We start from the raw sequence: 24,560 nt of genomic DNA on the forward strand, positions 1-24,560 counted from the left end.
CGTCGTGCTCCTCCGGGTACTACCGTCGGCCCGGTGATCCGAGACCTCACCGACGCCGAGGCCAGGGCGGCGCTGCCGCTGAAGTGGGGCCGCGCCCCCGAGGGCACGATCCCCGCGTGGGTCGCGGAGATGGACTACGCGCCGGCGCCCGCGATCTCGGCAGCGGTCAACGCCGCCGCCGGTCGCGGGATGCTCGGCTACCCGCCGTTCGACCACCCGATGGTCGGCGGGCTGGAGGAGGCGTTCCGCGGCTTCGCCGAGCGGCACTGGGGCTGGGAGGTCCCGGCCGGGTCGACCACCCTGACCGGCGACGTCATCACCGGGATGCGCCTGGTGCTGGAGCACCTGTGCCCGCCGGGCCCGGTCGTCGTGCCGCTGCCGTGCTACCCGCCGTTCCGCACGATCGTGGCGCTGGCCGGGCGCGAGGCGGCGTACGTCGAGCTCGACCCGGACGCCCAGACCGCCACCCTCGACCTGGCGGCCGTCCGGGCGCACTTCGAGGCGGGCGCGCGCACCCTGCTTCTGTGCAGCCCGCACAACCCGTGGGGCCGGGTCCTCACCCGCCCCGAGCTCGAGGCGGTCCGCGACCTTGCTGCGGAGTTCGGGGCCCGCGTGGTGGCCGACGAGATCCACGCGCCGCTGGTGCTGCCGGGCAGCACCTTCGTGCCCTACCTCAGCGTCGACCCCGACGGCATCGTCGTCACCAGCCACACCAAGTCCTTCAACACCCCCGGCCTCAAGGCCGCGCAGATCATCACCCTGCGCCCCGACGACACCGAGGCGATCCGGTCGATCCCGTTCGAGGCCAACCACGGCTACACCGGGCTCGGCATGGTCGCCGGCGCCGCCGCCTGGCGCGACTCCGACCTGTGGCTGCTGACCCTGCGCCAGCGTCTCGACGTGCTGCGCGAGGACCTCGCCGACCTGCTGGCCACCCACCTGCCGCAGGCCCGGATGCGGCCGCTCGAGGCGACGTACCTCGCCTGGCTCGACCTGCGCGCGTACGGCGTCGCCGACCCGGCAGCCGCCGGGCTCGACCACGGGGTGATGGCTGCGGCCGGGCACGACTACCACCCGGGGCTGGAGGGCCACCTGCGGCTCAACATCGCCACCAGCGCCGACCGGCTCGCCGAGATCGTGCGGCGGCTCGGGGTGGCGCTCGCCTGAGCGTGCGCGGGCGACGGTTCGGCGGTCAGCTCTCGATCCGCCGGCCCCGCCGCACCAGCGGGCGCTCGGCGTGCGGCAGCCAGGTGTCGGTGACGTAGTCGATGACGTGCACGCCGGGCGGCGCCTCGATGCGGTGCAGGCCCTGGACCTCCTCGCCACGGCCCTCCATGAGCGCGGAGTAGACCTGCCACTCGCGGCGCTTGCGCGGCGCGCGGGACTCGTCGAAGTCCATCGCCGACCAGTGGGAGAACTCGTCCTGGTCCAGCCACTTCAGCTCCACGCACAGGCCCTCGGGGGCGATGATGCGCTGCGAGGTCTCGGGGAACTCCCGCACCTCCCACTCGAAGGCCTTCACGAACGTGAACTCCGGACCCATGGGGTAGATCCACGGCTCCAGGAACCGGAACCCGAGGTCGATCCACGCCACCGACTCGCTCTCGATCGACAGCGGGTGCCGCGGGATCGCCACGATCGCGCCGGAGTCGTGCAGCTGCCAGGACAGGTCGCGCAGCACGCCGACGCCCTCGGTGGTCAGCACCATGTCGCCGTCCCACTTCATCGAGTAGGCGGTGCGGACGTGGGAGAAGGACCAGTTGTAGAAGTGGGTCAGCGAGTGCACCGAGTCGTGCCGGGTGGCGAGGTGCTCGGTGCCGGCCCGCGAGACGCGGTGCGGGTAGGAGTGCACCTCCAAGCGCTCGGCGGCACCGATGGACGCCGCGGCCTCACGGGCGACGTCGGGGGTGCCGTCGTCGGAGAGGTTGTCGACCAGGACGACGTGCTGGACGGCCTCGAGCATCGGGGGAATGACCCAGGGCAGGTTGCGGGCCTCGTTCTTGACCCGGAACACGCAGGTCAGGCCCTGGGGCAGCGGGCCCGCGCGCCACGGCCAGTGCACGTCGTACGCCGGATCCTGCTCCAGGCAGGGGATGTCGGCGCCCCGGACCGGGCTCACGCCCGCTCCCTCCCGGCGACCTTGCGGGCGCCGCGGCGCAGGAAGCCGGGGACCAGCGCGCGGACCCAGTGCGGGATCCGCTCGATCCCACGCTTCTGCGTCGACCGCACGCCGTCGCCGAAGCCCTCGCGCCGCGAGGCGAGCGCGGTGGACTGGCTGATCGCCGCCGCCTCCTCGTAGAGGTCGGCGTAGGCCTCGCGCAGCTGGTCGAGGGTGGCCTGCACCTCGGGGGTGTCACCGCCCTCGTCGGGCAGCCGGTCGAGGGCCTCCCAGGTCTCCTGCGCGATCTCGCGCAGCCGCTTGGGCACCTCGAGGTCGTCCCAGGTGAGCTGGACGCGGCGCAGCGAGGGGTCGATGTAGGCGTGCACCTTGCGGATGTCGTTGGCCGCCGCCGACTTCACCGCGTCGAGGTCGAAGCGCTGACCCAGGCCGAAGACGGGGACGGTCCAGTCGTCGAGGAGGTCGTGGTAGCGGACGAAGGCGCGGTCGGACCCGCGGGTCGCGCGCTCGCAGTGCAGCATCATGTTGACCCACGCGGCGGTGCGGTTGACCTCGCCGAACTTCGCGTCGTAGTAGCGCTGCTTGGAGCCGACGACCTCGGTGACCGGGCGCAGCATCGTGACGTAGCCGGGCCGCGCGTCGCAGCGCAGGGCCGCACCGCGCCACAGGCCCATGAACCACGCCAGCCGCGGGTCCTTCACGACCAGCTCGGGGCCACCCTCGACGAACTGCTGCTCGAGCCACTCGTGCAGCCGTCGACGCACCGGCTCGAGGTTGTTGATCTTGCCGGCCTCGAACCACGCCGAGGGGCGGGCGTCGGAGACCGCGACGTTGGCACGGCGCAGCATCTCGTCGTGGAAGTCGACCACCCACTGCGGCTCACCGAAGCCCTTGGGGTTGGTCTCGTCGGCGTCCACCTCCGGCTGCGGCACGTGCATGCCCAGCGCCTGGAGGGAGCCGGAGAGCGTGCTCGTGCCGCTGCGGCCGGAGCCGACGACGAAGACGATGCGACGGCCCGCGGCGGTCTCGAGGAGCTGAGCCGGTCCCGCGGAGGGGCTGGGGGCGTCGACCATGCCCGACAGCGTAACGAGAGAGCCGGGCGGGTCGGCGCTCACCGTCGCCGCGGGCGCCGTGGCCCGACCCCTCAGCCCACCGACGGGCTCTGGGAAGCGATCAGCTCGGCAAGCCAGTGGAAGGACTCCTTGGGAGTACGCCGCTGGGTGACCGGGTCCACGTGCACCAGGCCGAAGCGCTGGGCGTAGCCCTCGGTCCACTCGAAGGTGTCCAGGAGCGACCAGACGTACAGCGCCCGGACGTCCACGCCGCGCCGGCACGCGGCCGCGACCGCTTCGAGGTGGCCGTGCAGGTAGTCGATGCGCGCCTGGTCCTCGACCCGCCCGTCCGCGTCGGGCTCCCCGGAGTAGGCCGCGCCGCACTCGGTCACCACCAGCGGCGGCAGCGCCGCTCGGTAGCGCGCCCGGAAGGTGATCAGCCACTCGCGCAGCGCGTCCGGGACGACCGGCCACCCGAAGTCGGTCTCGGGGTAGCCGACCAGGTCGTAGAGCGCGAAGAACATGTCGGAGTCCTCGGGCGCAGCGCCCACGCGCATCGGCATGAAGTAGTTGATGCCGTAGAAGTCCAGCGGCTGGCGGATCGTGGCCAGGTCGCCGTCCCGCACCAGGCCCTCGACCAGGGGCTGCAGGTCGGCCGGGTAGCGACCCAGCAGCATCGGCTCGAGGAACATGCCGTTCCACAGGGCGTCGAAGAGCTTGGTCGCCCCGACGTCGGCCTCGTCCTCGGTCGCCGGCCACATCGGTGCGTGGTGGTTGGCGCAGCCGACGCTCTCCGCGCCCGCGGCCCGCAGGGCGACCGCCCCGCGCCCGTGGGCGAGCAGCAGGTGGTGGGAGACGTGCAACGCGTCGAACATCAGCCGACGCCCGGGCGCGTGCAGCCCGACGGCGTACCCGAACATCGTGGCGACGTTGGGCTCGTTGACCGGCACCCAGTGCCGCACCCGGTCCGCGAGCCGGTCGGCGACGACCGCCGCGAAGGACTCGAAGTGGTCGACGGTGCCACGGTTGAGCCAGCCGCCGTCGTCCTCGAGGGCCTGTGGCAGGTCCCAGTGGTAGAGCGTGACCATGGGGTCGATCCCGGCCGCGAGGAGCTCGTCGACGAGACGGTCGTAGAAGTCCAGGCCCTCGGTGGAGACCGGTCCGCGCCCGGTCGGCTGCACCCGCGGCCAGGAGATCGAGAAGCGGTAGTCGCGCACACCGAGGTCGGCCAGCAGGGCGATGTCCTCGACGTAGCGGTCGTGGTGCCCGGACGCCGTCGCACCCGACGTGCCGTCGCGCACCACGCCGGGGGTGGCCGTGAAGGTGTCCCAGATCGAGGGCCCCCGGGAGTCCGCCGCACCCTCCACCTGGAAGGACGACGTGGCGGTGCCGATGCGGAAACCGGGCGGCAGCGCCAGGGGGGATCGGTCGGGCACCTGCCCATCATGCCGACGAGGCGGCTCCCGCGCAGGAGTTCGCGCAGGAGCCGCCTCAGGCTCGCAAACGTTTGCCCAGGCCCTCGGTCAGGAGGTCTTGCGGGGGCCGAGCCGCAGGAAGGCGCGGACCTTGAGGTTGCCGCCGCGACCGTCGCGGATGCGGACGAAGACGCGGTACTGACCCTCCTCGGTGTAGGTGTGGAACACCTTGCGACCGCTCTTCTTGGTGCCGTCACCGAGGTCCCAGCGGTAGCGCAGCTTGTCGCCGTCGGGGTCCTTCGCGATCGCCTTGAACCGGATCGGCGTGCCGACCCGGGCCTTGCCCTGGCCCTGCAGCGGCTTGGCGGCGAACTTGCGGATCACCGGCTTGCGGTTGGGCTCGGCGGTCTGGGTGATCTCCTCGGTGCGGGTCGCCGTGGCCGTGGCCGTCGCGGTCGTGGTGGTGGTCGCGGTGGCCGTGGCCGTGGTCGTCGCGGTGGCCGTGGCGGTCACGGTGACCGGGGGCGTCGTGGGGTCGGGGTCGGGCACGACCTTGAACGCGCACCCACCCACGGCCACGTCGGCGTCGGGCGAGAGCAGCAGCAGGTTGCGACGGGTGACCACCTCGACGCCGGTGATGACGCTGGCGTCGGTGAACTCCGGCACGGCCGGGCTCGCCCCGGACAGGTCGGACTTCTTCAGGTCGACGGTGATGACGTCGAGCGCCGGGTCGAAGGCGCCGGTGAGGGCGCTGTTGACCGTGCGGCTCGCGCCGTCGGGACCACCGAGGTCCGAGAGCTCGAAGTACTCCTCGGTGAAGAGCAGGTCGGTCAGCGACCGGCCGGCGAGGATGGAGTACGACGTGCCGTCGAGCGCGAAGTCGATCTGGTACTCCTCGCCCACGGCCCGCAGGCCGCCCTGGAGGTCGGAGAGGTCGGTGACCTTGAGGTGGAAGGTGATGGTGTCCAGCGCGTCGTTGACGCTGAACCAGCCCTCGCGGATGTCGAGGCCGTCGGGGTCCAGGGCCGGGTCCACGGGGACGCCCGGCAGCGGCACCGGGTCGAGGGCGAGGTCGTTGACGTCGCCGGCGGGGTCGACGTACCGCGCGTCACGGGTGCACTCCGCGGCGGCGCTGGAGACGGTGCTGGACGCGACGACGCCGACGAGGGTGGCGGCGAGCCCGGTGGCGGCGACGGCGGAGAACGCGGCGACGCGCAGGGGACGGCGGGTGGGGCGGGGAGGGGAGGTGTTCATGGTGGGGCCATTTCTTCCGGGGGACGAGACTCGGCCGCCCGAGCGACCAGCGCTACCTCTCTCCAACGAGCGCACCGTGGTGCAGGTCACGGTGCGCTCGGTGGCCCGGTGCGGGCAGGCGTGGTTCGGGGTGGCTCGCCCCCCTCCCCGGGGTGCCTCGCCCCGACCTGCGACCCGGCAGGATGCCTCCCATGAGCGTCGAGATCCGTCGGAGTTCCACCCGGTTCACCACCCGCGCGGCGGGGAGGCAGACCCGGCACGCGTTCTCCTTCGGGGAGCACTACGACCCCGAGCGCACCGGCTTCGGCGCGATGGTCTGCCACGACGACCACCACCTGCGTGGAGGTACGGGCTTCGAGACCCACCGGCACGCGGGCGTCGAGATCCTCACCTGGGTCGTCTCCGGTGCGCTCCACCACCGCGACTCCCTGGGCACCGACACCGTGCTGCGTGCCGGCGAGGTAGCACTGCTCTCGGCCGGCGCCGGGGTCGAGCACTCGGAGATCGCCGTGGAGGGCGCGGGGCCCACCCGGTTCGTGCAGGTCTGGCTGAGCGCCGACGACCCCGGTGCGCAGCCGCGGTACGAGCGCGCGGTCCCCGGCCTGGGCGCGGGAGCGCTGGTCGACAGCGGGCTCCGGCCCGGTGTCGAGGGCGCTCGCCTGCTGGTGGGGCGGGTGCCCGCGCACCGGCCCGTCGCGCTGCCGCCGGCGCCGCGCCTGCACTGCTACGTGGCGCGGGGCGCGCTGCTGCGCTCCTCGCTGGCCGAGCCGCTGGAGGCCGGGGACGCCTTCTGCTTCACCGGCGAACCGGCGCACGAGGTCACCCCCGCCGTCGACTCCGAGCTGCTGGTCTGGACGCTGCCGTAGCGGCTCCGGGCCTCAGACGCAGCGACGGGCTGCGGGACCCCCCGGTCCCGCAGCCCGTCGCGGCTGTCCCCCTCGTCCCGGGGTGATCAAGCCCAGGTGCCTGGTGCGGGGGTCAGCGCCGGGTGCCCGAGCGCTTGCCCTTCTTGCCCTTCTTGGCCGCCTTCTTGACCTCGACCAGCAGGCGCACGCGCGAGGTCTGCTCGCCGTCGCTGACGGTGAGCACCACGCGGTACTCGCCCTTGGACCCGAAGCGGTGCACCACGTCGGCGCCCTCGCGGACCTTCCCGTCGCTGAAGGACCAGGTGTAGGTCAGGTCGGCCCCGCCCGGGTGGCTGGCCACCGCGGAGAACACCAGGCGCTTCTTGGCCCGGGCCTTGCCGCGCGAGGAGACCGACACCTCCTCGACCCGGGGAGCGCCGTCGGCCTCGGCGGTCTCCGTGACGGTCTCGGTCGCCGTCGCCGTGGCGGTCGCCGTGGCGGTCGCCGTGGCGGTGGTCGTCGCGGTGGCCGTGGCGGTCTCCGTCGCCGTCTGGGTGACGGTCTGGGTGGCCGTCGCCGTCGCGGTGGAGACCACGACCGCGGTCTCCGTGGCGGTCGCGGTGGCCGTCGCCGTCTCGGTCGCCGTCTCCGTCGCCGTGGCGGTGGCCGTGGCGGTGGCCGTCTCGGTCACGGTGGCGGTGGCGGTGGCGGTCGCGGTGGCCGTCTCGGTCACGGTCTCGGTCACCGTCGGGGTGGGCGAGGCCGTCCCGGTCGGCGTGGCAGTGCCGGTCGGGGTGCCGGTCGGCGTCGCGGTCCCCGTGGGGGTCGCGGTGTCGGTCGGGGTCGGCGTCGGAGTACCGGTGCCGCCGCCCTGGTGCTCGGCGCCGATCGTGTAGGCGCACGGCCCGCTGGCGGTGTCGGCGTCGGGGACCAGGAGCACCAGCTCACGGCGGGACACGAACTCCAGGCCGCTGACGGAGGCACCGGTCCTGATGGCGCCGACGAGTGCCGGCACCGACGCCACGTCGGAGGCCTTCACCGTGGCCGAGACGATGCCCGTCTCGGTGTCGAAGGTGCCCTCCAGGCCCGAGGCCAGGGTCTGTCGTCCGCCGGTCGTGCCGCCGAAGTTGCCGAGCACGAAGCTCTCGCCGTTGCTGAACGTGCGGTCGGCGGTCACGTAGTAGCCGGCACCACCGAGGGAGAAGTTGAGGTCGAAGTACTCGCCCTCGCCCGACAGGCCGCCCGGCTCCTCCGGCAGGGACTCCACCTGGACGTGCAGCGTGAAGGCGTCGCCGCCAGGGCTGCTGGTGACCCAGCCCTCGAGGATGTCGAGCTCAGGCACGTTGAGCGGCTCCGCGGTGCTCTGCCCGAAGCCCCCGCTGGCGTCGCCCGCCGCGTCGGTGAAGCGCGCGTCCACGGGGCAGGACAGCGGGTCGGTCACGCTGGCCGGCGAGCCGCTGAGCAGCGAGGCGGCGGCCGCCACGTCGACGAGGCCGTGACCGGCGTCGAAGGACGTCGTCGTCCTGGCGTCGGTGTTGCGGGTGTCGGCGACGTAGGGGCGGGAGGCGCCGTACTGGTGGACGGTGTCGACCAGGAGCAGCTCCATCTGGGCCGGCGTGATGAAGTCGCCGGTCACCTCCTTGGCCAGGCTTTGCAGCACCGCGACGTAGCCGGCGATGTGCGGCGCGGCCATCGAGGTGCCCGAGATCGTGTTGTAGTCCGGGTCGGCGGTGTCCAGGCCGGTGGCGCAGATGGTGAGGTAGGGGCGGCACGCCGAGGTGATGTTCGCGCCCGGCGCCGAGAGGTCCGGGTACGTCGTCACGCTGGCCTGGAGCCCGCGCGAGGACGAGGGGTCCAGGTCGTTGTCACGGCTGCCGGCACCGGCGTCGTCGTAGTTGGCGACCGAGATGACGCCCAGCGTCGGGTCCTGGGTCGGCGGGTTGACCTCGTTGCTCGTCCCGTCGCCGCCGTCGTTGCCGGCGGCCCAGACGACGGTGACGCCCTCCTCGACCAGCGCGCGCTGCACGATCGCATCGGGGGAGCTGGCGCTGAACGAACCGCCGGCGGAGCCCCACGAGTTGTTGACCACGACCACGGGGGCGCACGAGGTGGGCAGGAACCCGGTCGGGTCGGCCTGGGTGGCGCAGGGGTCCGCGTGGTTCTCCAGGACCCAGTACATGCCCAGCGTGCCCGAGAGGATGGTCAGCGAGGCACCGGTGCTGATGCCGATGACATCGGCCCGCGGCGCGGCACCGCGCAGCTCGCGGCCCACGGAGTCGGTGACGATGCCACCGGCGGCGATGCCGGCGACGTGGGTGCCGTGGCCGCCGAGCGCGGTGGTGTCGGTGTCGTTGACCAGGGTGTTGTCGACGCCGCACTCGCTGCCGGTCGCGAAGCCCTCGAGGATGTCGTGGCAGACCATCTTGATGTTCCGCTTGACGCGCGAGCCGCCCTCGCCGTCGTCGAACATCGGGTGGGTGCCGTCGACGCCGGAGTCGACGATCGCGACCGAGACGCCGGCGCCCTGGAGCTCGTCGCCCACGCCGTCGCCGTCGAGGTCGATGGCGCCCTCGTGCACGTCGTAGCCGCGGGTGGCCCGGTGCGAGGTGTTGGAGAACGTCGTCAGCTCCCGGTCGGCCCAGTCGACCCGGGAGGCGCCGGCGCCCTCGAGGAGGCGGACCTGCGCCGGCGTACCGACGGCGACGACGATGCCGACCCGGTCGAGCACCGTCTGGACGGTCATCCCAGCGCCACGCACGGCGCTGCGGGCGGCGGCGGTGTCGCCGTCGGCCTGGACCATCACGCGGACCGGGTCGAGGCTGCTCACGCGGCGCAGGTGCCGGGTCAGCTCGGGCCGCAGGACCGGCCCGGGGTCGACGACCTGGACCGCGGCGGCGCTGGTCACGCTGGGGCCGGTGTGGCTGATCAGGGCGAAGGCGGGCAGCGTGACGAGCGCGGTGCAGGCCGCGGTGGCGGCGACTGCGGTGCTCATCACCAGCCGCGTGGTGGGACGGCGGGTCATGGGAGCTCTCTTGTCAGGGGGGCCGGTCCCGGGTGTGGGACCGAACCCCTCAACGCGGCTTTACCTTCCGGGTCACCCTGCGTCGCCGACGGGTCTCGACCACTGTGTTGCCGCCGTGTTTCGACCACGGCCCCGTGACCGCCCGCCGCCGCCCCCTCAGGCGATGACGCGCAGCGCCCCGGGCACCAGCTCGACCACCGACGGCTCCGAGCCCAGGCCGGGCAGGGTGCCCAGCGGCTCGCCGTCGCCCCCCACGGCGATCGGTCGTACGCCGTCGGCCGCGACCTCGACGCGGGTGCCGCGCAGCACGTGCACCTGCTCGAGCGCCACGTGGGAGCCGTCGTAGATCTTCGGGAAGCTGCGCACCAGGGCCGAGCGCGAGGCGGCCTCCACGACCACCACGTCGAGCAGCCCGTCGTCGACCGCGGCGTCGGGGGCGACGTGCATCCCCTTGCCGTAGTAGCCGGAGTTGGCCACGACGACGGTGGCGGCGGCGTACTCCCGGCCCTCGCCGTCGACGCTGACGCGGAAGCGACCCGGGGAGTAGGTGAGGATCGCGCGGACCGCGGCCACGGGGTACTGCAGCTTCTTCGGCGTCCACCGCATCGCGTCGACGATCTCCGCCGCCCGCGCGTCGACCCCGGAGTAGACCGAGCCCGCGACCAGTCGCGACGGCTGGCCCGGAGCGGTGAGGCGCAGCAGGTCGACGGGCCGCTCGGGGGTCTCGAGGAGGATCCGGGCGATCGCCTCGGGCTCGCCGGGCAGGCCGAGCATCCGGGCGAAGTCGTTGCCGCGACCGGCGGGCAGGACGCCCAGCACGCCACCGGCCTCCGACACCGCGCCGGCGAGGTGGGAGAGCATCCCGTCGCCGCCGACGCTGACCACGACGTCCCCGCGGGCCACGGCGGCGGTGACGAGGTCGTCGGTGGCGCGCGGGCCCGGCGAGTAGGTCACGTCGACGGTCGCGCCCGCCTCGCGCAGCAGCCGCGCCACCGGCACGACGGCGTCGGGGGCAGCGCCGCCCCCGGAGGCGGGGTTGACCAGGAAGGAGTAGGACCTCACGGAACGAGCACCCCCGGGTTGAGGACGCCGGTGGGGTCGAGGTCGGCCTTGACCGCACGCAGCACCGAGGCGCCCAGGTCGCCGATCTCGGCCGAGAGCCACGGCTTGTGGTCGGTGCCGACCGCGTGGTGGTGGGTGATGGTCGCGCCCGCCGCGACGATCGCGTCGTTGGCGGCGGACTTGGCTGCCAGCCAGGTCTCGAGCGGCTGCTCGCCCTGGGCGGTGGCCACGGTGAAGTACAGCGAGCAGCCGGTCTCGTAGACGTGCGACACGTGGCAGAGGACCAGCGCGCCGTCCAGGTGCGACTCCAGGGCCCGCTTCACCCCGGCGTACAGCGCCTCGGCGTTGGACCAGAACGTCGCGGTCTCCAGCGTCTCGACGAGGACGCCGACGTCGAGCAGCGAGTCGCGCAGGTACGGCGCGTCGAACCGGCCGTGCGCCCACGACTCGCCCGGTCCCTCGCCCTGGGGTCGGCCGCCGAGCGCGGTGAGCGCCTCGGTCACGGCCGCGCGCCGGGACTCGACCTGGGCGGTGGTGCCCTCGTGGCCCACGATCATCAGGCAGGCGCCGTCGGTCCCGCTCTCGCCGATGGCGTCGGGGCGGGCCAGGTTGATCGCGGTCTCGGACTCGTCCGAGAGCCGCAGCACCGTGGGCAGCAGGCCGTGCTGCGCCAGGTGACGCATCGCGTCGCGGCCCTCGGAGAACGACGCCCAGCGCCAGCCCTCGTAGACCTTGACCTCCGGGAGGCGACGCACGCGGACGGTGACGGCGGTGATGACGCCGAAGGCGCCCTCGGAGCCGAGCACGAGCTGGCGCAGGTCGGGGCCGGCGGCGTTGGCCGGGGAGGAGCCGAGGACCCACTCACCGCGCGGGGTGGCGACCCGCAGCCCGACGACCATCGCGTCGAAGCGGCCGTAGCCGGCCGAGGACTGCCCGCTGGAGCGGGTGGCGGCGAAGCCGCCGATCGAGGCGAACTGGAAGGACTGGGGGAAGTGACCCAGCATCAGGCCGCGCTCGTTCAGCAGCGCCTCGGCCTCCGGGCCGCGCAGGCCGGGCTCGAGGGTGGCGGTCATCGACTCCTCGTCGACGGCCAGCAGCTGCTTCATCCGCACCAGGTCGAGGGAGACCAGGCCGGCGTAGCCGTCGCGGCGCGCGGCGAGCCCGCCGGTGACACAGGTGCCGCCGCCGAAGGGGACGACCGCGAGGTGGTGCTCGACGGCCACGGCCAGGACCGCAGCGACGTCGTCGTGGCTGCCGGGGCGGACCACCGCGTCGGGCGCGTCGGCCAGGTCGCCGGCCCGGGCCCGCAGCAGGTCGGGCGTGGACTTCCCACGGGTGCGCAGCCGGCGTACCTCGTCGTCGAGGAGGACGTGCTCCTCGCCCACGGCGGCGCGCAGGGCCGCGAGCGGCTCCTCCGCCAGCGCGGACGCGGGGACCGGCGCGGGCTCCGGCGCCGGGGTGGTGCTCAGCCCGAAGGCCATCTCGACGAGGTCGCGGGCACCTTGGGGGAGGTCGGTCGCAGCATCCGGGCTGCCCCACCGCAGGGGGTCCATCTCGCCGAGGCCACCGGGCAGCGGAGCGGGGGTCGTGTGCGTCGTCATGTGTTACAGTGTGACACATGACGTCACTTCGTCACAACAGCGAATCCGCCGCGAGTCCTCAAGACGCCTACCTCGACGCGGCGCGGGCCTGCATCCTCGACGTCGGCTGGCGGCGCACGACGCTCACCGAGGTCGCCCGCCGAGCCGGCGTCAGCCGGATGACGATCTACCGGTCCTGGGCCGACATGCCCACGCTCCTCGGCGACCTGATGACCCGGGAGTGGACCGGCCTGGTCTCCACGACCGTCGGCACCTCCGACGCGGCGGACCCGCTGACCCGGCTCGTCGACGACGTCGTCGCGACGATCCGTGCGCTGCGGGAGAACGAGCTGTTCGTCCGCATCGTCGAGCTCGACCCCGAGCTGGTGCTGCCCTACCTGCTCAGCCGTCGCGGCCGCTCCCAGGACCTCATCCTCGGCCTGCTGACCGAGGCACTGCGCGAGGGCCAGGTCGCCGGCTCGGTCCGCAGCGGCGACCCCGTGTCGATGGCGCGCGCGATGGTGCTCACCGCGCACGGCTTCGTGCTCTCCGCGCACACGATGGTCGACGGGGACGTCGGTGCCGACGCGCTGGACGACGAGCTGCGGCTGCTGCTGACCCGGGGCCTCTCGTGACGCGCCGCGACCCGGTGGTCGAGCAGCGAGGAGCGCCAGCGACCAGCGGGCCACCCCCGGTGGTCGAGCAGCGAGGAGCGCCAGCGACGAGCGGGCCACCCCCGGTGGTCGAGCAGCGAGGAGCGCCAGCGACGAGCGGGCGTCGAGACCACCCCGCCACCCGCCTCACCGCCGGTCTCGCCGACGCTCCCACCGACGTCGACGTCCTCGTGGTCGGCCTCGGGGTGACCGGCGCCGGCGTCGCCCTCGACGCGGCGACCCGCGGGCTGACCGTGCTGGCCGTCGACGCCCACGACCTCGCCTTCGGCACCTCCCGCTGGAGCTCGAAGATGGTGCACGGCGGCCTGCGCTACCTCGCCAAGGGACAGGTCGGCGTGGCGCACGAGAGCGCGGTGGAGCGCGGCATCCTGATGGAGGTCACCGCCCCCCACCTGACCCGGTCGATGGCGATGGTCATCCCTGTCACCTCCTCCATGTCGCGGGTCCAGGGCGGGCTGGCGCGGGCCGGGCTGCGCGCCGGTGACCTGCTGCGCCGCGGCGCCCGCACCGACGCCGAGACCCTCCCGCGCCCGCGGCACCTGTCGGCCACCGAGACCCTCGCCATGGTCCCGGCGCTGCGGCCCTCCGGCCTGCGCGGCGGCCTGCTCGGCTGGGACGGTCAGCTCGAGGACGACGCCCGCCTGGTCGTGACCATGGCCCGCACCGCCGCCGACCACGGCGCCGAGGTCCGCACCCGCGCCCGGGTCCTGCACGCGGCCCGTGGCGAGGCGGTGCTGCGTGACGAGGTCACCGGCGCCGAGCACACGGTGCGGGCCCGCGCCATCATCAACGCCGCCGGCGTCTGGGCCGACCAGGTGCTCGGCGAGGAGGGCAGCCGGACCGACGGCATCAGGCTGCGCCCGAGCCGCGGCACCCACCTGGTGCTGCGCGCCGAGACCCTGCCCGGCCTGGGCGCCAGCGTCTTCGCACCCGTGCCCGGGGAGACCAACCGCTTCGTGATGGTGCTCCCCCAGCCCGACGGGACGGTGTACGTCGGCCTCACCGACGAACCCGCCCCCGGGCCGGTCCCGGACGTGCCCGAGCCGACCGAGACCGAGATCGGCTTCCTGCTCGACGTCGTCTCCGCCGCCTTCGCGCGGCCGCTGCACCGCTCCGACGTGGTCGGTGCCTTCGCGGGGCTGCGCCCGCTCCTGGACGGCGGCGACGGCTCCACCGCGGACCTGTCGCGTCGGCACGCCGTCGTGACCGGCCCGTCGGGCGTCACGACCGTCGTGGGCGGCAAGCTGACGACGTACCGGCGGATGGCGCAGGACGCCGTGGACGCAGCCGTCGCCCACCACGGCCTCACCGCCGGGCCCTGCGTCACCGCGTCGCTGCCGCTGGCCGGGGCCCTGCCCCGGGCCGAGCTGGCGCGGCTGGAGGAGCCCGCCCGGCTGGTGCGTCGCTACGGCGCCGACGCCGCGCTGGTGCTCTCCTCCGCCCGCGAGCTCACCGGGCTCACGGACGAGGAGCTGCTCGCCCCGGTATCGGCCACGGTGCCGGTGACCCTGGCCGAGCTGCTCTTCGGCGTCACCCACGAGGGGGCCCACGACGTCGACGACCTGCTCGACCGGCGTACCCGCGTCGGTCTCGTCCCCGAGGACCGCGCCACCGCCGAGCCCCTTGCCCGCCGCGCCCTCGCCCTCGCCCGCCCCTCCTCCTGATCCACCACTCCCGCCGAGCCGGCGTATCAATACGCCGGCTCGACCCACCACTCCCGCCGAACCGGCGTATCAATACGCCGGCTCGGCGATGAGTCTCGGGTAGGTGCGGGGTCTGCACTGTCCGATGAGCCCGCGGGCGGGCAGGATGAGCGGAGGCAGGACATGGGAGCGGTGGGTACGGCGGAGGGCGCCACGATGACGACGACGGACGACGAGCTGGCGGACTTCCCGCGGCTGACCGAGCGCTACCAGCGCGAGCTGCTGGCCCACTGCTACCGGATGAGCGGGTCGGTGCACGAGGCCGAGGACCTCGTGCAGGAGACCCTGCTGCGTGCGTGGAAGGCCTCCGCGGACTTCCAGGGCCGTTCCTCGGTGCGGACCTGGCTCTACCGGATCGCCACCAACGTCTGCCTCACCAACCTCGAGGGCCGGCCGCGGCGACCGCTCCCCTCCGGCATCGGCACCGCCGACCAGCCGGCCGGGGACGCCCTCGAGCAGGACCACGAGATCACCTGGCTCGAGCCGGTGCCCGACGCGGCGGTGACCGTGGCCGAGCGCGACTCGATCCGGCTGGCGTTCGTGGCGGCCCTGCAGCACCTGCCGGCCAAGCAGCGGGCCGTGCTGATCCTGCGCGACGTGCTGCGCTGGAGCGCCGCCGAGGTCGCCGACGCGCTCGACACCACCGTCGCCGCGGTGAACTCCGCCCTCCAGCGCGCGCACGCGCAGATGCGCACCCGCGCGCTGACCGAGGACACCGTCGCCGACGAGCTGACGACCGCCCAGCGCCAGCTGCTCGAGCGCTACGTCGAGGCGTTCTGGCGCAAGGACGTCGACACGATCGTCTCCATGCTGACCGCCGAGGCGGTCTGGGAGATGCCGCCGTTCACGAGCTGGTTCAAGGGGCGGGCCAACATCGCCTGGCTCATCGGCAACGAGTGCCCGGGCGGCTCGGAGGACATGCCGATGATCGAGACCCGCGCCAACGGCCAGCCCGCCTTCGGCCTCTACATGCGTACGCCGGAGGGCGGGTTCGTCCCGTTCCAGCTGCAGGTGCTCCAGTGGGACGGCGACCCCGACCACCCCGAGCTCTCGCAGGTCGACGCGTTCTTCGACACCCGGCTCTTCGAGAAGTTCGGGCTGCCGATGAGCCTGCCCGGCGACTTCCGGCCCGACCCGGCTCGTCCCGCGGCACCTCTCGCCGCGGCTCCTCCCGCACCGGCCTGAGGCCCTCGTGTCCTCCCAGCTCGACGGGGGTGTCGAGCTGCTCGAGCGCGCCCTCGGCTACACGCGGACCGCCCTGGCGCGGGTGGACCGGACCGACCTGACCCGTCCCACCCCCTGCAGCCGGTGGGACCTCGCGGCCCTGCTCGCCCACATGGACGACGCCCTCGACGCGTTCCTGGAGGCGGCGGGCGGCTCGGTCTCGCCCCCGACCAGCCCCGGGGCCCGGGTCGGCCCCGGGGGCGCCGACCGGCTGTGCACCAAGGCGTGCACCCTGCTCGGCGCCTGGACCAGCGCCCCGCCGCGACCCGTCACCGTGGACAGGATGGCCATGGACCCGGGACTGCTGGTCCGTGCCGCCGCCCTGGAGATCACCGTCCACGGGTGGGACGTGGCGCGGGCGCTGCGCCTGGACCACCCGCTCCCCCCGGCACTGGCCGACGACCTGCTGCCGGTGGCACGGGGCCTGGTCGGGCACGGCCGGTTCGCCCCGGCGCTGGCCGTCGCCTCGGACCCCGCCGCGCCCAGCGGCGTACGACTGCTGGGGTGGGTGGGTCGGGAGGCCGGGTGAGCGCTCAGCCGAGCCAGCTGATCGAGCGCCCGTGCCCGTGGGTCCAGGCGACCGCACGGCCGTCCAGCGCCAGCACGAACCTGTCCACCGGCGCCGCCGGTCCGGTCGCCGAGACCCGGGGCAGCACCCGCGGACCCTCGTTGCTGACCCAGCGGCAGGCACCGGCGGCGACCCGGGCGAGCATCTGGTCGGTGAAGCGCTCGCGGTCCTCGCGCTCGAGGTAGGCGACCACCGCCGAGTGCTGCACCACGACCCGTCCGTGACGGGCCGCCTCGTCGATCAGGGGGTCGAGGTCGCTCAGCAGGTCACCACGGACCAGCCGAGGCGGGTCGTGACGCGCCACCTCGATGGCCTGCCGCAGCACCCGCCGCCGGTCGTCGTGCTCGGGCCAGACCAGCGTCTCGAGCCAGCGTGCGGTGTCGTCGTCGCTCACGTCGAGGGGGTGGAGGTCCAGCCCGCCGCGCCAGGCGACCTGCGGCAGGTCGGTGGGCCAGGGCCCCGGCCCGTCGGCCCGGCACTCCAGCCCCGGCGCCGCCGGGTCGCCGACGCGCAGGTCGCCCTGCGGCGTGCGGTAGCGGTAGGACCACCGGTCGGGGTGGAGCGTCAGCCCGCCGCTGGCGCCCACCTCGAGCAGGGCGATCGGTCCGTCCTCCACCGAGACCTGCCGAAGCAGCGGGAGCAGGTTCGCCATCCGCCCGGCCTCGTTGGTCTGGGTCGCCCGGGACAGGATCGTCGCGCGGACGGACCCGTCGTCGCCCAGCAGGACCTCGCGCAGGTCGGCGTACGTCGCGTCGTCGGGGAGCCCGTGCCAGCGGGCCGCCGCGAAGACCAGGTTGGGCTGCTGCTTGAGCGGCGGCAGCGTGCCGAGCCAGGCCAGCACCTCGGGGTCCTCGACCACGCCGCGGGTCCAGGCCACGAACGTCGGGGAGTCCGTGGCCTGGGTCGCGAACTCGGCGTAGGTCTGCCGGGTCCCCGAGAAGAGCTCCATCGGGCCCCGGTCAGACCGGGAGCGCGACGTAGGTCGTCTCGAGGTACTCCTCGATGCCCTCGAAGCCGCCCTCGCGGCCGAACCCGGAGGCCTTGACCCCGCCGAAGGGCGCGGCCGGGTTGGAGATCAGCCCGGTGTTGATGCCGACCATGCCGTACTCCAGCCGCTCGGCCATCCGGATCGTCCGCGACAGGTCCCGGGTGTAGACGTAGGAGGCCAGGCCGTACTCGGTGTCGTTGGCGCGGGCGACGGCCTCGTCCTCGGTCTCGAAGGTGGTGATGGGCGCGACCGGGCCGAAGATCTCCTCGGCGTTGATCGCGGAGTCCGCGGGCACACCGAGCAGCACGGTCGGCGGGTAGAAGAACCCGGGACCGTCGGGGACGCTGCCACCGGTCAGCAGCCGGGCGCCGTCGTGGACAGCGTCGGTCACCAGCTGCGAGACGGTCTCCACCGCCTTCTCCTCGATGAGCGGGCCCACGTCGACACCGTCGTCCTGCCCCCGACCCACGGTGAGCGCACCCATCCGGGCGGCGAGCTTCTCGGCGAACTCCTCCGCGACGGAGGAGTGCACCAGGAACCGGTTCGCGGCGGTGCAGGCCTCGCCCATGTTGCGCATCTTGGCCACCATCGCGCCGTCGACGGCCGCGTCCACGTCGGCGTCCTCGAAGACGACGAACGGCGCGTTGCCGCCCAGCTCCATGCTGACTCGCTGCAGCTGGTCGGCGGACTGCCGCACCAGGGTGCGCCCGACGCCGGTCGAGCCGGTGAAGGAGACCTTGCGCAGCCGGTCGTCACCCTGCAGCGCCTCGCTCATCTCCTTGGCCCGCGTGGTGGGTACGACGTTGAGGACCCCGTCGGGGAGCCCGGCCTCGGTCAGCAGCCCGGCCAGCGCCAGCATCGTCAGCGGCGTCTGGTGAGCGGGCTTGACCACCATCGTGCAGCCGGCCGCGATCGCGGGACCGATCTTGCGGGTGCCCATGGCCAGCGGGAAGTTCCACGGGGTGACGAAGAAGCACGGGCCGACCGGCTTCTTGATCGTCAGCAGTCGCGAGCCGCCGGCCGGAGCCTGCATCCACCGACCGTGGATGCGCACGGCCTCCTCGGAGAACCAGCGGAAGAACTCGTTGCCGTAGGAGACCTCGCCCTTGGCCTCCGCGACCGCCTTGCCCATCTCCAGGCTCATCAGCAGCGCGAGGTCGTCGGCGCGCGCGCCGATGAGCTCGAAGGCCGAGCGGAGGATCTCCCCGCGCTCACGGGGCGGGGTGGCCGCCCACCCTGCCTGGGCGGCGACGGCTGCGTCGAGGGCCTCGACCGCGTCGGTGACCGACCCGTCGGCCACCCGTGCCAGCAGCTGCCCGTCGGCGGGATCGACCACCTCGAAGGTGTCACCGCCCTCCGCGTCGCGCCACTCCCCGGCGACCCACAGGCGGCGCTGCTCGGCGGGCAGGAGGCGGTCGAGCAGGGCGTGAACGTCTGGACCAGTCATGAGGTGAATCCTGGCACTTCGACGACTTCCCTCCAATCCTCTCCACACCTGGGCACGGCGTGGCACTATTGGTCTTGTCGACTTCGGAGGGAGCACTCAGAAGACGGCTGTGAACCCCTTGCTGACCCCATGCGGCGAGGGGTTCATCTACGTCCGGCGGCACGTCCCCACGTCCCTCCGCCAGACGCCGCCGCGAAGGGCCCGGGCACCCGGGCCCTTCGTTGCGTCCGGCCACGTCTGGCCTGTCGGTCAGCGGCGGGCAGCCCTGAGGAAGGCCTCGAGCAGCGGCCCGGCGGTGCGCGAGCCCGACTCGCCCTCGTCGACGTAGACCGCCACGGCCAGGTCGGAGCCGGCCGCGACCATCCAGGCATGGGTGAGCACCGTGCCGTCCCGCTCGAACTCCGCGGTGCCGGTCTTGGCGATCAGCTCGGGCCCCGGCACGTCGAGCAGGCCGCGACCACTCCCCTCGGTGACGACGGCACGCAGCATCGAGCGCAGCGCCGACGCCTCGGCCCCCGTCAGCGGCTTCGCACCCTCCGGCGGGGCCTCGCGGTAGCCCTTGACCAGCCACGGGACGACGGTCTCCCCGGCCTGCACCGAGGCCACGACCGTGGCCATCACCATCGGGCTGGCCAGCACCCTGCCCTGGCCGATGAGGGCGGCTGCCGCCTCGGTCTCGGTCTCGGGCTGCGGCACCTGGCCGAAGTACGCCGGGAAGCCGAGGTCGTGGTCGATGCCGAAGCCGAGCGAGGCGGCGGCGTCGTAGAGCCCGGTGCCCTCGACCTTGGCGCGGCTGGTGATGAAGGCGGTGTTGCAGGAGTTGGCGACCGCCTGGCGCAGGGTGATCCGTCCGGTCGCCCCGGTGGGGTAGTCGGAGTAGTTGCCGAAGGTCTTGCCGTCGACCACCGTGGTCGCGGGGCACTGCACGCTCGAGGTCGGGTCGAGCCCGGCGCGCAGCAGCGCGAGCGAGGAGACGGTCTTGAAGGTCGAGCCCGGCGCGGCCTGGCCGTACGTCGCCAGGTTGGTGCCCCCGGCGCCGGGCCCGTTCGCCGCCGCGAGCACGGCGCCGGTGCCGGGGTCGATCGCGACCAGGGCGCTGGCCGGGCCGGTGCGCCGCAGCACCGCCTCGGCCTCGGCCTGCAGGTCGACGTCGAGGCTGATCCTGAGCGTCGAGCCCTTCTCCGGCTCGGCGCGGAACACCTCCCGCACCTCCCCGTCGGAGCCCTCGGCCGGGAGCACGTCGACGCTCGCGCCGGGGGTGCCGCGCAGCTGGTCGTCGTACCTGCCCTGGAGCCCCGAGAGCCCGGCGACGTCGCCGGGACGGTAGGTGTCGGGTGCCTCCTCGACCATCTCCGCGGTGACCTGGCCGACCGAGCCGAGGATGGGTGCGGCGAAGTCGCGTGAGGGTGCGAGAGGGATCTCGGCGGCGATCCGGCGTGCCCCCTTGATGCGGGCCAGGGCCATGCTGATCGGCGTCACGACGTCCTCGGTCCGCATCACGATGGCCTCGACGAAGGCCGCGTCGCCGGCGGCCCTGACCCGCTTCGCGTAGCCGGCCGCGTCGATCCCGACGGCCTCGGCCAGTGCCCGGGCGTCGCTGACCGCGCGCCCGGCTCCCACGAGGGTCTTGTCGATCCCGATCCGGTTGACCGGGCGCTGGGTGACGACCGCGAGACCCCGCGCACCGACGATGTCGCCGCGCCTCGGGGTCAGGGTGGTGAGGTCGAGTGCCTCGCCCTCGACCAGCGACGGCTCGACCACCGACGGCGCCCACACCGCCACCCACCCGTCGCCCTCGCGCTCGAGGCGCAGCGGCGACTCGTAGCTCCACTCACCACCAGCGCCCGAGCCCACCAGCGGCCAGCTCCACTGCAGGGTCGCCGTGGCGGTGTCGCCGGACTGGTCGAGGTCCAGCAGCCCCACCCGCGGGGTGACGCCGCCCATGCCGTCCACGACCTCGGCGCGCTCGCGCTCGGCCGCTTCGGGGTCGGCCACGGGCGCCCCCGAGAGGTCCTGGGCCGCCAGGGCCTCGACGAACGCGCTGGCCGTCGGCTCCGGGTCGGGCCCGGCGACGGCGTCCTTGACCTCGGTGCAGCCGGCGAGCAGCAGCACCGCACCGGCGAGGGCGAGGATCCGAGATCGCATGCGCCATTGCTACCAGTCGCCGCCGACGAAGCTCGTCACCTCACCGCTCACCAGGTCCGACACGGCTGCCGCGAACCGCGGACAGGTCGCGATGTCGTGCGCCCTGCAGCGCAACGCGTGCTCGGTCATCTCCCGGTGCAGCCGCATCTCGGCCATCCGTCGGTCGAGGTCGGCGATGTGCGCCTCCAGCACGCGGTGCCGGTCCGGCGCCTCGGCGTCCAGCAGCACGGCCACCTGCTCCAGGGTCATCCCGGCGCTCTTGCTGCGCACGATGACCGCCACCCGGTAGAGGTCCTTCTCCCGGTACACCCGGCGGCCGGCGGCGTCACGCTCCGGCCGCAGCAGCCCGACGTCCTCCCAGTGCCGCAGCACGTGGGTGGCCAGCCCGAAGGTCGCGGCCAGCTCGCCGACACTCCAGCGGCGTTCGCTTGACTTCATGTCAACATGAAGTCACACGCTTCTGACCAGCGCAATCCATCACCACAGATCAGGAGCAGTCATGACCATCGCCTCCGAGCAGCCCCAGCCGTACGACGCCGTCGTGATCGGCGGGGGCCCCGCCGGCCTCCAGGCCGCACTCACCCTCGCCCGCGTGCACCGCCGGGTGCTCGTGCTCGACTCCGGGCGCTACCGCAACGACGCCGCGACCCACATGCACAACGTGGTGACCCACGACGGCACCCCGCCCGCCGACTTCCGCACGCTCGCCCGCAAGCAGGTGGCCGCCTACCCCACCGCCACCGTGTGGGAGGACACCGTGGTCTCCGTCGCCGCCCGGGACGACGGCTACGCGGTGGTCCTCGACGACCCGGACGGCACCGTGCTGCGCACCCGCGGCCTGGTGCTCGCGACCGGGATGCGCGACGTGCTGCCGGACGTCCCCGGCGTGGCCGAGCTGTGGGGCGACCTGGTGGTCCACTGCCCGTTCTGCCACGGGCACGAGTTCGCCGGGCAGCAGGTGGCGGTGCTCGGCACCCAGTCCGCGGGACACCTCCCGGCCATCCTCGGGCCGGTCGTGGCCGGCACCACCGTGCTCACCGACGGCGCGGAGGCGCCGGTCGTGCCGGAGGGGGTCACGGTCCGCGCCGAACCGGTCGTCGGGCTGGTCCGGTCGGGCTCCGGCGTACGCGTGGAGCTGGCGGGCGGCCCGCCGGTGGAGGTCGCGGGCGTCTACGTCACCACGCAGCTGCGGCAGGCGGCGCCGTTCGCCGAGCAGCTCGGCCTGGCGGTGCTGCCCAGCGGCGCGGTCGAGGTCGACGTCATGGGGCGCACCTCGCTGCCGCGGGTGCACGCCGCGGGCGACATGGCCCACGTCGCCGCCCTGCCGATGCCGATGTCCTCGGTCATCGCCGCCGCGGCCGCGGGTGGCATGGCCGCCGGGTCGCTGGTGGCCGCCCTGCTCTGACCGACCCGCCGGTCGAGCAGGCGAGCGCCAGCGAGCCGTCGTCGAGACCGCGCGAGGCACGCCACGACCGCGGCCGAGGACAGCCGCCGCGGGACGAGCTCCGCTTGTGGCCTACGCGGTCTCGACGGACGCTCGACCACCTTCGTCGAGTCCGCTGGCGCGTCCTCGATCAGCCCTTGTGGCGGGGCTTCTTCCGCGGCTTGTCGTCCCACGACGTGCCACCCCGGTCGCCCCGGTCGTCGCGACGGGGGCCGCCCTGTCCACGGGGGCCCGAGCGCGAGCCGCGTCCCGGCGGCCCGGAGTCGGCGGAGAGCTCGATCAGCTTGCCGGAGATCCGGGTCTGCTCGAGGGCCTCGAACGTCCCGGCGGGCAGCTCGGCGGGCAGCTCCACGAGGGAGAAGTCGGGCTTGATGAGGATCTTGCCGAAGTCCTTGCGGTTCAGCCCGCCCTCGTTGGCCAGCGCACCGACGATCTGGCGCGGCTCGACCTTGTGCCGCTTGCCGACCGAGATGCGGTACATCGCCATCGGGGTGTCGCCGTGCCGCTCACGGGCGGGGCGCACCGGGCGGTCCCGGTCGTCACGGTCGCCGGGGCGGGACTTGGGCGTGCGGACCTGGTCGGCGTTCGGGTCCAGCAGCAGCGGGGTCTCGCCCTGGGCGACGACCGCCAGCGCGGCAGCGACGTCCATCTCCGGCACGTCGTGGTGGCGGACGTAGTGGGCGACGATGTCGCGGAAGCCCTCGATGCGGTCGGCCTGGGTCAGCGCCTCGGTGATGGCGTCGTCGAACCGGGTGAGCCGGGTGCTGTTGACGTCCTCGACGCTGGGCAGCGTCATCTCGGTGAGCGGCTGCTTGGTCGCCTTCTCGATGTGGCGCAGCAGGTAGCGCTCGCGCGGGGTGACGAAGGAGATCGCGTCGCCGCTGCGCCCCGCGCGGCCGGTGCGGCCGATGCGGTGGACGTAGGACTCGGTGTCGGTGGGGATGTCGTAGTTGACGACGTGGCTGATCCGCTCGACGTCGAGGCCACGGGCGGCCACGTCGGTGGCGACGAGGATGTCGAGCTTGGCGTCCTTGAGCGCCTGGACGGTCCGCTCCCTGACGTTCTGGGGCACGTCGCCGTTGATGGCCGCGGCCGCGAACCCCCGGGCCCGCAGCTTCTCGGCGAGCAGCTCGGTCTCGCTCTTGGTGCGGACGAAGACGATCATCCCCTCGAAGTTCTCGACCTCGAGGATGCGCGTGAGCGCGTCGACCTTCTGGGGGTAGGACACCAGCAGGTAGCGCTGGGTGATGTTGCTGGCGGTCGCCGTCTTGTTCTTGACGGTGATCTCGGCCGGGTCGGAGAGGTAGGACTTCGAGAGCCGACGGATCTGCGGCGGCATGGTCGCGGAGAAGAGCGCGACCTGCTTGGTCTCGGGGGTGTCGGCCAGGATCGTCTCGACGTCCTCGGCGAAGCCCATGTTGAGCATCTCGTCGGCCTCGTCGAGCACCAGGAAGCGCAGCTCGGAGAGGTCGAGGGTGCCCTTCTCGAGGTGGTCCATGATCCGACCCGGGGTGCCGACCACGACGTGGACGCCCCGGCGCAGGGCCGAGAGCTGGACGCCGTACCCCTGGCCGCCGTAGACCGGGAGCACGTGGACGCCCTTGAGGTGGGCCGCGTAGCGCTCGAAGGCCTCGCAGACCTGGAGCGCGAGCTCACGGGTCGGGGCCAGCACGAGGGCCTGCGGCGTCTTCTGCGAGACGTCGAGGTTGGAGAGGATCGGCAGGGCGAACGCCGCGGTCTTGCCCGTGCCCGTCTGCGCGAGGCCCACGACGTCGCGCCCGGAGAGCAGGGTCGGGATGGTCGCCGCCTGGATGGCCGAGGGCGACTCGTAGCCGACGTCGGACAGCGCGCGGAGCACGGGTCCGGAGAGGCCGAGGTCGGCGAAGGAGGCGGGTTCGACCGTCTTCTCCGCACCGCCGGCGGCGTCGCTGCTCTCGGTGCTGTCGGGTGCTGCTGAGTCACTCACCCGTCCACGGTAGTGGTAAGGGCACGCGGAGTCGGTTTCCTCAGCGCGGTGG

19 protein-coding genes are annotated in these 24,560 nt (G+C 73.7%); 7 read left to right on the forward strand and 12 right to left on the reverse strand.

Annotated elements, in window-relative coordinates; all coding sequences use genetic code 11:
- The first annotated feature begins 33 nt into the window (after positions 1 to 33).
- Positions 34 to 1,167, forward strand: coding sequence for an aminotransferase class I/II-fold pyridoxal phosphate-dependent enzyme (locus tag BKA05_RS17485; protein WP_179532569.1), 1,134 nt, complete (start codon positions 34 to 36; stop codon positions 1,165 to 1,167).
- Positions 1,168 to 1,192: 25 nt separating this feature from the next.
- Here the strand turns inward: BKA05_RS17485 and BKA05_RS17490 are convergent, their stop codons facing one another.
- The 4 genes from BKA05_RS17490 to BKA05_RS17505 all read right to left on the reverse strand — a co-directional run bounded on the left by BKA05_RS17490 (position 1,193) and on the right by BKA05_RS17505 (position 5,840).
- Positions 1,193 to 2,119 (reverse strand): glycosyltransferase family protein, encoded by a 927-nt coding sequence (locus BKA05_RS17490; RefSeq protein WP_179532570.1) that lies wholly within the window; start codon positions 2,117 to 2,119, stop codon positions 1,193 to 1,195.
- Positions 2,116 to 3,192 (reverse strand): sulfotransferase family protein, encoded by a 1,077-nt coding sequence (locus tag BKA05_RS17495; RefSeq protein ID WP_179532571.1) that lies wholly within the window; start codon positions 3,190 to 3,192, stop codon positions 2,116 to 2,118. Before BKA05_RS17495 ends, BKA05_RS17490 begins: the two co-directional genes overlap by 4 nt.
- 71 nt (positions 3,193 to 3,263) lie before the next feature.
- Entirely contained in the window at positions 3,264 to 4,607 is a 1,344-nt protein-coding gene (locus BKA05_RS17500; RefSeq protein WP_179532572.1) for a GH1 family beta-glucosidase, read from the reverse strand.
- 87 nt (positions 4,608 to 4,694) lie between these two features.
- On the reverse strand, positions 4,695 to 5,840 hold the full coding sequence (locus tag BKA05_RS17505) for a PKD domain-containing protein (protein ID WP_179532573.1): 1,146 nt from the start codon (positions 5,838 to 5,840) through the stop codon (positions 4,695 to 4,697).
- Positions 5,841 to 6,031: 191 nt separating this feature from the next.
- On the opposite strand from BKA05_RS17505, the gene BKA05_RS17510 reads away from it, so the two are divergent.
- Positions 6,032 to 6,706, forward strand: coding sequence for a pirin family protein (locus tag BKA05_RS17510; RefSeq protein WP_179532574.1), 675 nt, complete (start codon positions 6,032 to 6,034; stop codon positions 6,704 to 6,706).
- Positions 6,707 to 6,818: 112 nt separating this feature from the next.
- Here the strand turns inward: BKA05_RS17510 and BKA05_RS17515 are convergent, their stop codons facing one another.
- The 3 genes from BKA05_RS17515 to BKA05_RS17525 form a co-directional block, all read right to left on the reverse strand.
- On the reverse strand, positions 6,819 to 9,707 hold the full coding sequence (locus tag BKA05_RS17515; RefSeq protein WP_179532575.1) for a S8 family serine peptidase: 2,889 nt from the start codon (positions 9,705 to 9,707) through the stop codon (positions 6,819 to 6,821).
- A 156-nt stretch (positions 9,708 to 9,863) separates the two neighbouring features.
- Complete coding sequence (locus BKA05_RS17520) at positions 9,864 to 10,769, reverse strand: diacylglycerol kinase family protein (protein ID WP_179532576.1); 906 nt, start codon at positions 10,767 to 10,769, stop codon at positions 9,864 to 9,866.
- Positions 10,766 to 12,370, reverse strand: a complete 1,605-nt coding sequence (locus BKA05_RS17525) for an FAD-binding oxidoreductase (protein WP_246289828.1) — start codon at positions 12,368 to 12,370, stop codon at positions 10,766 to 10,768. Before BKA05_RS17525 ends, BKA05_RS17520 begins: the two co-directional genes overlap by 4 nt.
- 17 nt (positions 12,371 to 12,387) lie before the next feature.
- On the opposite strand from BKA05_RS17525, the gene BKA05_RS17530 reads away from it, so the two are divergent.
- The 4 genes from BKA05_RS17530 (at position 12,388) to BKA05_RS17545 (ending at position 16,479) form a co-directional block, all read left to right on the forward strand.
- On the forward strand, positions 12,388 to 12,984 hold the full coding sequence (locus tag BKA05_RS17530) for a TetR/AcrR family transcriptional regulator (RefSeq protein WP_179532577.1): 597 nt from the start codon (positions 12,388 to 12,390) through the stop codon (positions 12,982 to 12,984).
- Positions 12,981 to 14,687 carry a glycerol-3-phosphate dehydrogenase/oxidase gene (locus tag BKA05_RS20410; RefSeq protein ID WP_343045735.1) on the forward strand — a complete coding sequence of 569 codons (1,707 nt, stop codon included), beginning with the start codon at positions 12,981 to 12,983 and terminating at the stop codon, positions 14,685 to 14,687. The genes BKA05_RS17530 and BKA05_RS20410 overlap by 4 nt, the downstream gene beginning before the upstream one ends.
- 195 nt (positions 14,688 to 14,882) lie before the next feature.
- Complete coding sequence (locus BKA05_RS17540) at positions 14,883 to 15,911, forward strand: sigma-70 family RNA polymerase sigma factor (RefSeq protein WP_179532578.1); 1,029 nt, start codon at positions 14,883 to 14,885, stop codon at positions 15,909 to 15,911.
- 7 nt (positions 15,912 to 15,918) lie between these two features.
- Positions 15,919 to 16,479: a maleylpyruvate isomerase family mycothiol-dependent enzyme gene (locus BKA05_RS17545; RefSeq protein WP_179532579.1), complete on the forward strand. Its 561-nt coding sequence runs from the start codon at positions 15,919 to 15,921 to the stop codon at positions 16,477 to 16,479.
- A 4-nt stretch (positions 16,480 to 16,483) separates the two neighbouring features.
- On the opposite strand, the gene BKA05_RS17550 is transcribed toward BKA05_RS17545, so the two are convergent.
- From BKA05_RS17550 to BKA05_RS17565, 4 genes are all read right to left on the reverse strand, one after another.
- Positions 16,484 to 17,467: a DUF2332 domain-containing protein gene (locus tag BKA05_RS17550; protein ID WP_179532580.1), complete on the reverse strand. Its 984-nt coding sequence runs from the start codon at positions 17,465 to 17,467 to the stop codon at positions 16,484 to 16,486.
- A 10-nt stretch (positions 17,468 to 17,477) separates the two neighbouring features.
- Complete coding sequence (locus tag BKA05_RS17555) at positions 17,478 to 18,953, reverse strand: NAD-dependent succinate-semialdehyde dehydrogenase (RefSeq protein ID WP_179532581.1); 1,476 nt, start codon at positions 18,951 to 18,953, stop codon at positions 17,478 to 17,480.
- Positions 18,954 to 19,202: 249 nt separating this feature from the next.
- Complete coding sequence (locus tag BKA05_RS17560; protein ID WP_179532582.1) at positions 19,203 to 21,098, reverse strand: penicillin-binding transpeptidase domain-containing protein; 1,896 nt, start codon at positions 21,096 to 21,098, stop codon at positions 19,203 to 19,205.
- Between the two features lie 9 nt (positions 21,099 to 21,107).
- Positions 21,108 to 21,536 (reverse strand): MerR family transcriptional regulator, encoded by a 429-nt coding sequence (locus tag BKA05_RS17565; protein ID WP_179532583.1) that lies wholly within the window; start codon positions 21,534 to 21,536, stop codon positions 21,108 to 21,110.
- A 61-nt stretch (positions 21,537 to 21,597) separates the two neighbouring features.
- On the opposite strand from BKA05_RS17565, the gene BKA05_RS17570 reads away from it, so the two are divergent.
- Positions 21,598 to 22,503 (forward strand): NAD(P)/FAD-dependent oxidoreductase, encoded by a 906-nt coding sequence (locus BKA05_RS17570; protein ID WP_179532584.1) that lies wholly within the window; start codon positions 21,598 to 21,600, stop codon positions 22,501 to 22,503.
- Between the two features lie 169 nt (positions 22,504 to 22,672).
- On the opposite strand, the gene BKA05_RS17575 is transcribed toward BKA05_RS17570, so the two are convergent.
- Entirely contained in the window at positions 22,673 to 24,508 is a 1,836-nt protein-coding gene (locus BKA05_RS17575) for a DEAD/DEAH box helicase (RefSeq protein WP_179532585.1), read from the reverse strand.
- Between the last annotated feature and the right edge of the window lie 52 nt (positions 24,509 to 24,560).

Source organism: Nocardioides marinus (genome assembly GCF_013408145.1).
GTDB classification, from domain to species: Bacteria; Actinomycetota; Actinomycetes; order Propionibacteriales; family Nocardioidaceae; genus Nocardioides; species Nocardioides marinus.

What these genes read in the sequence shown, in the direction of transcription:
- BKA05_RS17505 (WP_179532573.1), bottom strand. Translation starts at nt 5,840, where the DNA reads ATGAACACCTCCCCTCCCCGCCCCACCCGCCGTCCCCTGCGCGTCGCC.
- BKA05_RS17525 (WP_246289828.1), bottom strand. Translation starts at nt 12,370, where the DNA reads ATGACGACGCACACGACCCCCGCTCCGCTGCCCGGTGGCCTCGGCGAG.
- BKA05_RS17570 (WP_179532584.1), top strand. Translation starts at nt 21,598, where the DNA reads ATGACCATCGCCTCCGAGCAGCCCCAGCCGTACGACGCCGTCGTGATC.
- BKA05_RS17510 (WP_179532574.1), top strand. Translation starts at nt 6,032, where the DNA reads ATGAGCGTCGAGATCCGTCGGAGTTCCACCCGGTTCACCACCCGCGCG.
- BKA05_RS17540 (WP_179532578.1), top strand. Translation starts at nt 14,883, where the DNA reads ATGACGACGACGGACGACGAGCTGGCGGACTTCCCGCGGCTGACCGAG.
- BKA05_RS17560 (WP_179532582.1), bottom strand. Translation starts at nt 21,098, where the DNA reads ATGCGATCTCGGATCCTCGCCCTCGCCGGTGCGGTGCTGCTGCTCGCC.
- BKA05_RS17565 (WP_179532583.1), bottom strand. Translation starts at nt 21,536, where the DNA reads ATGAAGTCAAGCGAACGCCGCTGGAGTGTCGGCGAGCTGGCCGCGACC.
- BKA05_RS17530 (WP_179532577.1), top strand. Translation starts at nt 12,388, where the DNA reads ATGACGTCACTTCGTCACAACAGCGAATCCGCCGCGAGTCCTCAAGAC.
- BKA05_RS17555 (WP_179532581.1), bottom strand. Translation starts at nt 18,953, where the DNA reads ATGACTGGTCCAGACGTTCACGCCCTGCTCGACCGCCTCCTGCCCGCC.
- BKA05_RS17515 (WP_179532575.1), bottom strand. Translation starts at nt 9,707, where the DNA reads ATGACCCGCCGTCCCACCACGCGGCTGGTGATGAGCACCGCAGTCGCC.
- BKA05_RS17495 (WP_179532571.1), bottom strand. Translation starts at nt 3,192, where the DNA reads ATGGTCGACGCCCCCAGCCCCTCCGCGGGACCGGCTCAGCTCCTCGAG.
- BKA05_RS17550 (WP_179532580.1), bottom strand. Translation starts at nt 17,467, where the DNA reads ATGGAGCTCTTCTCGGGGACCCGGCAGACCTACGCCGAGTTCGCGACC.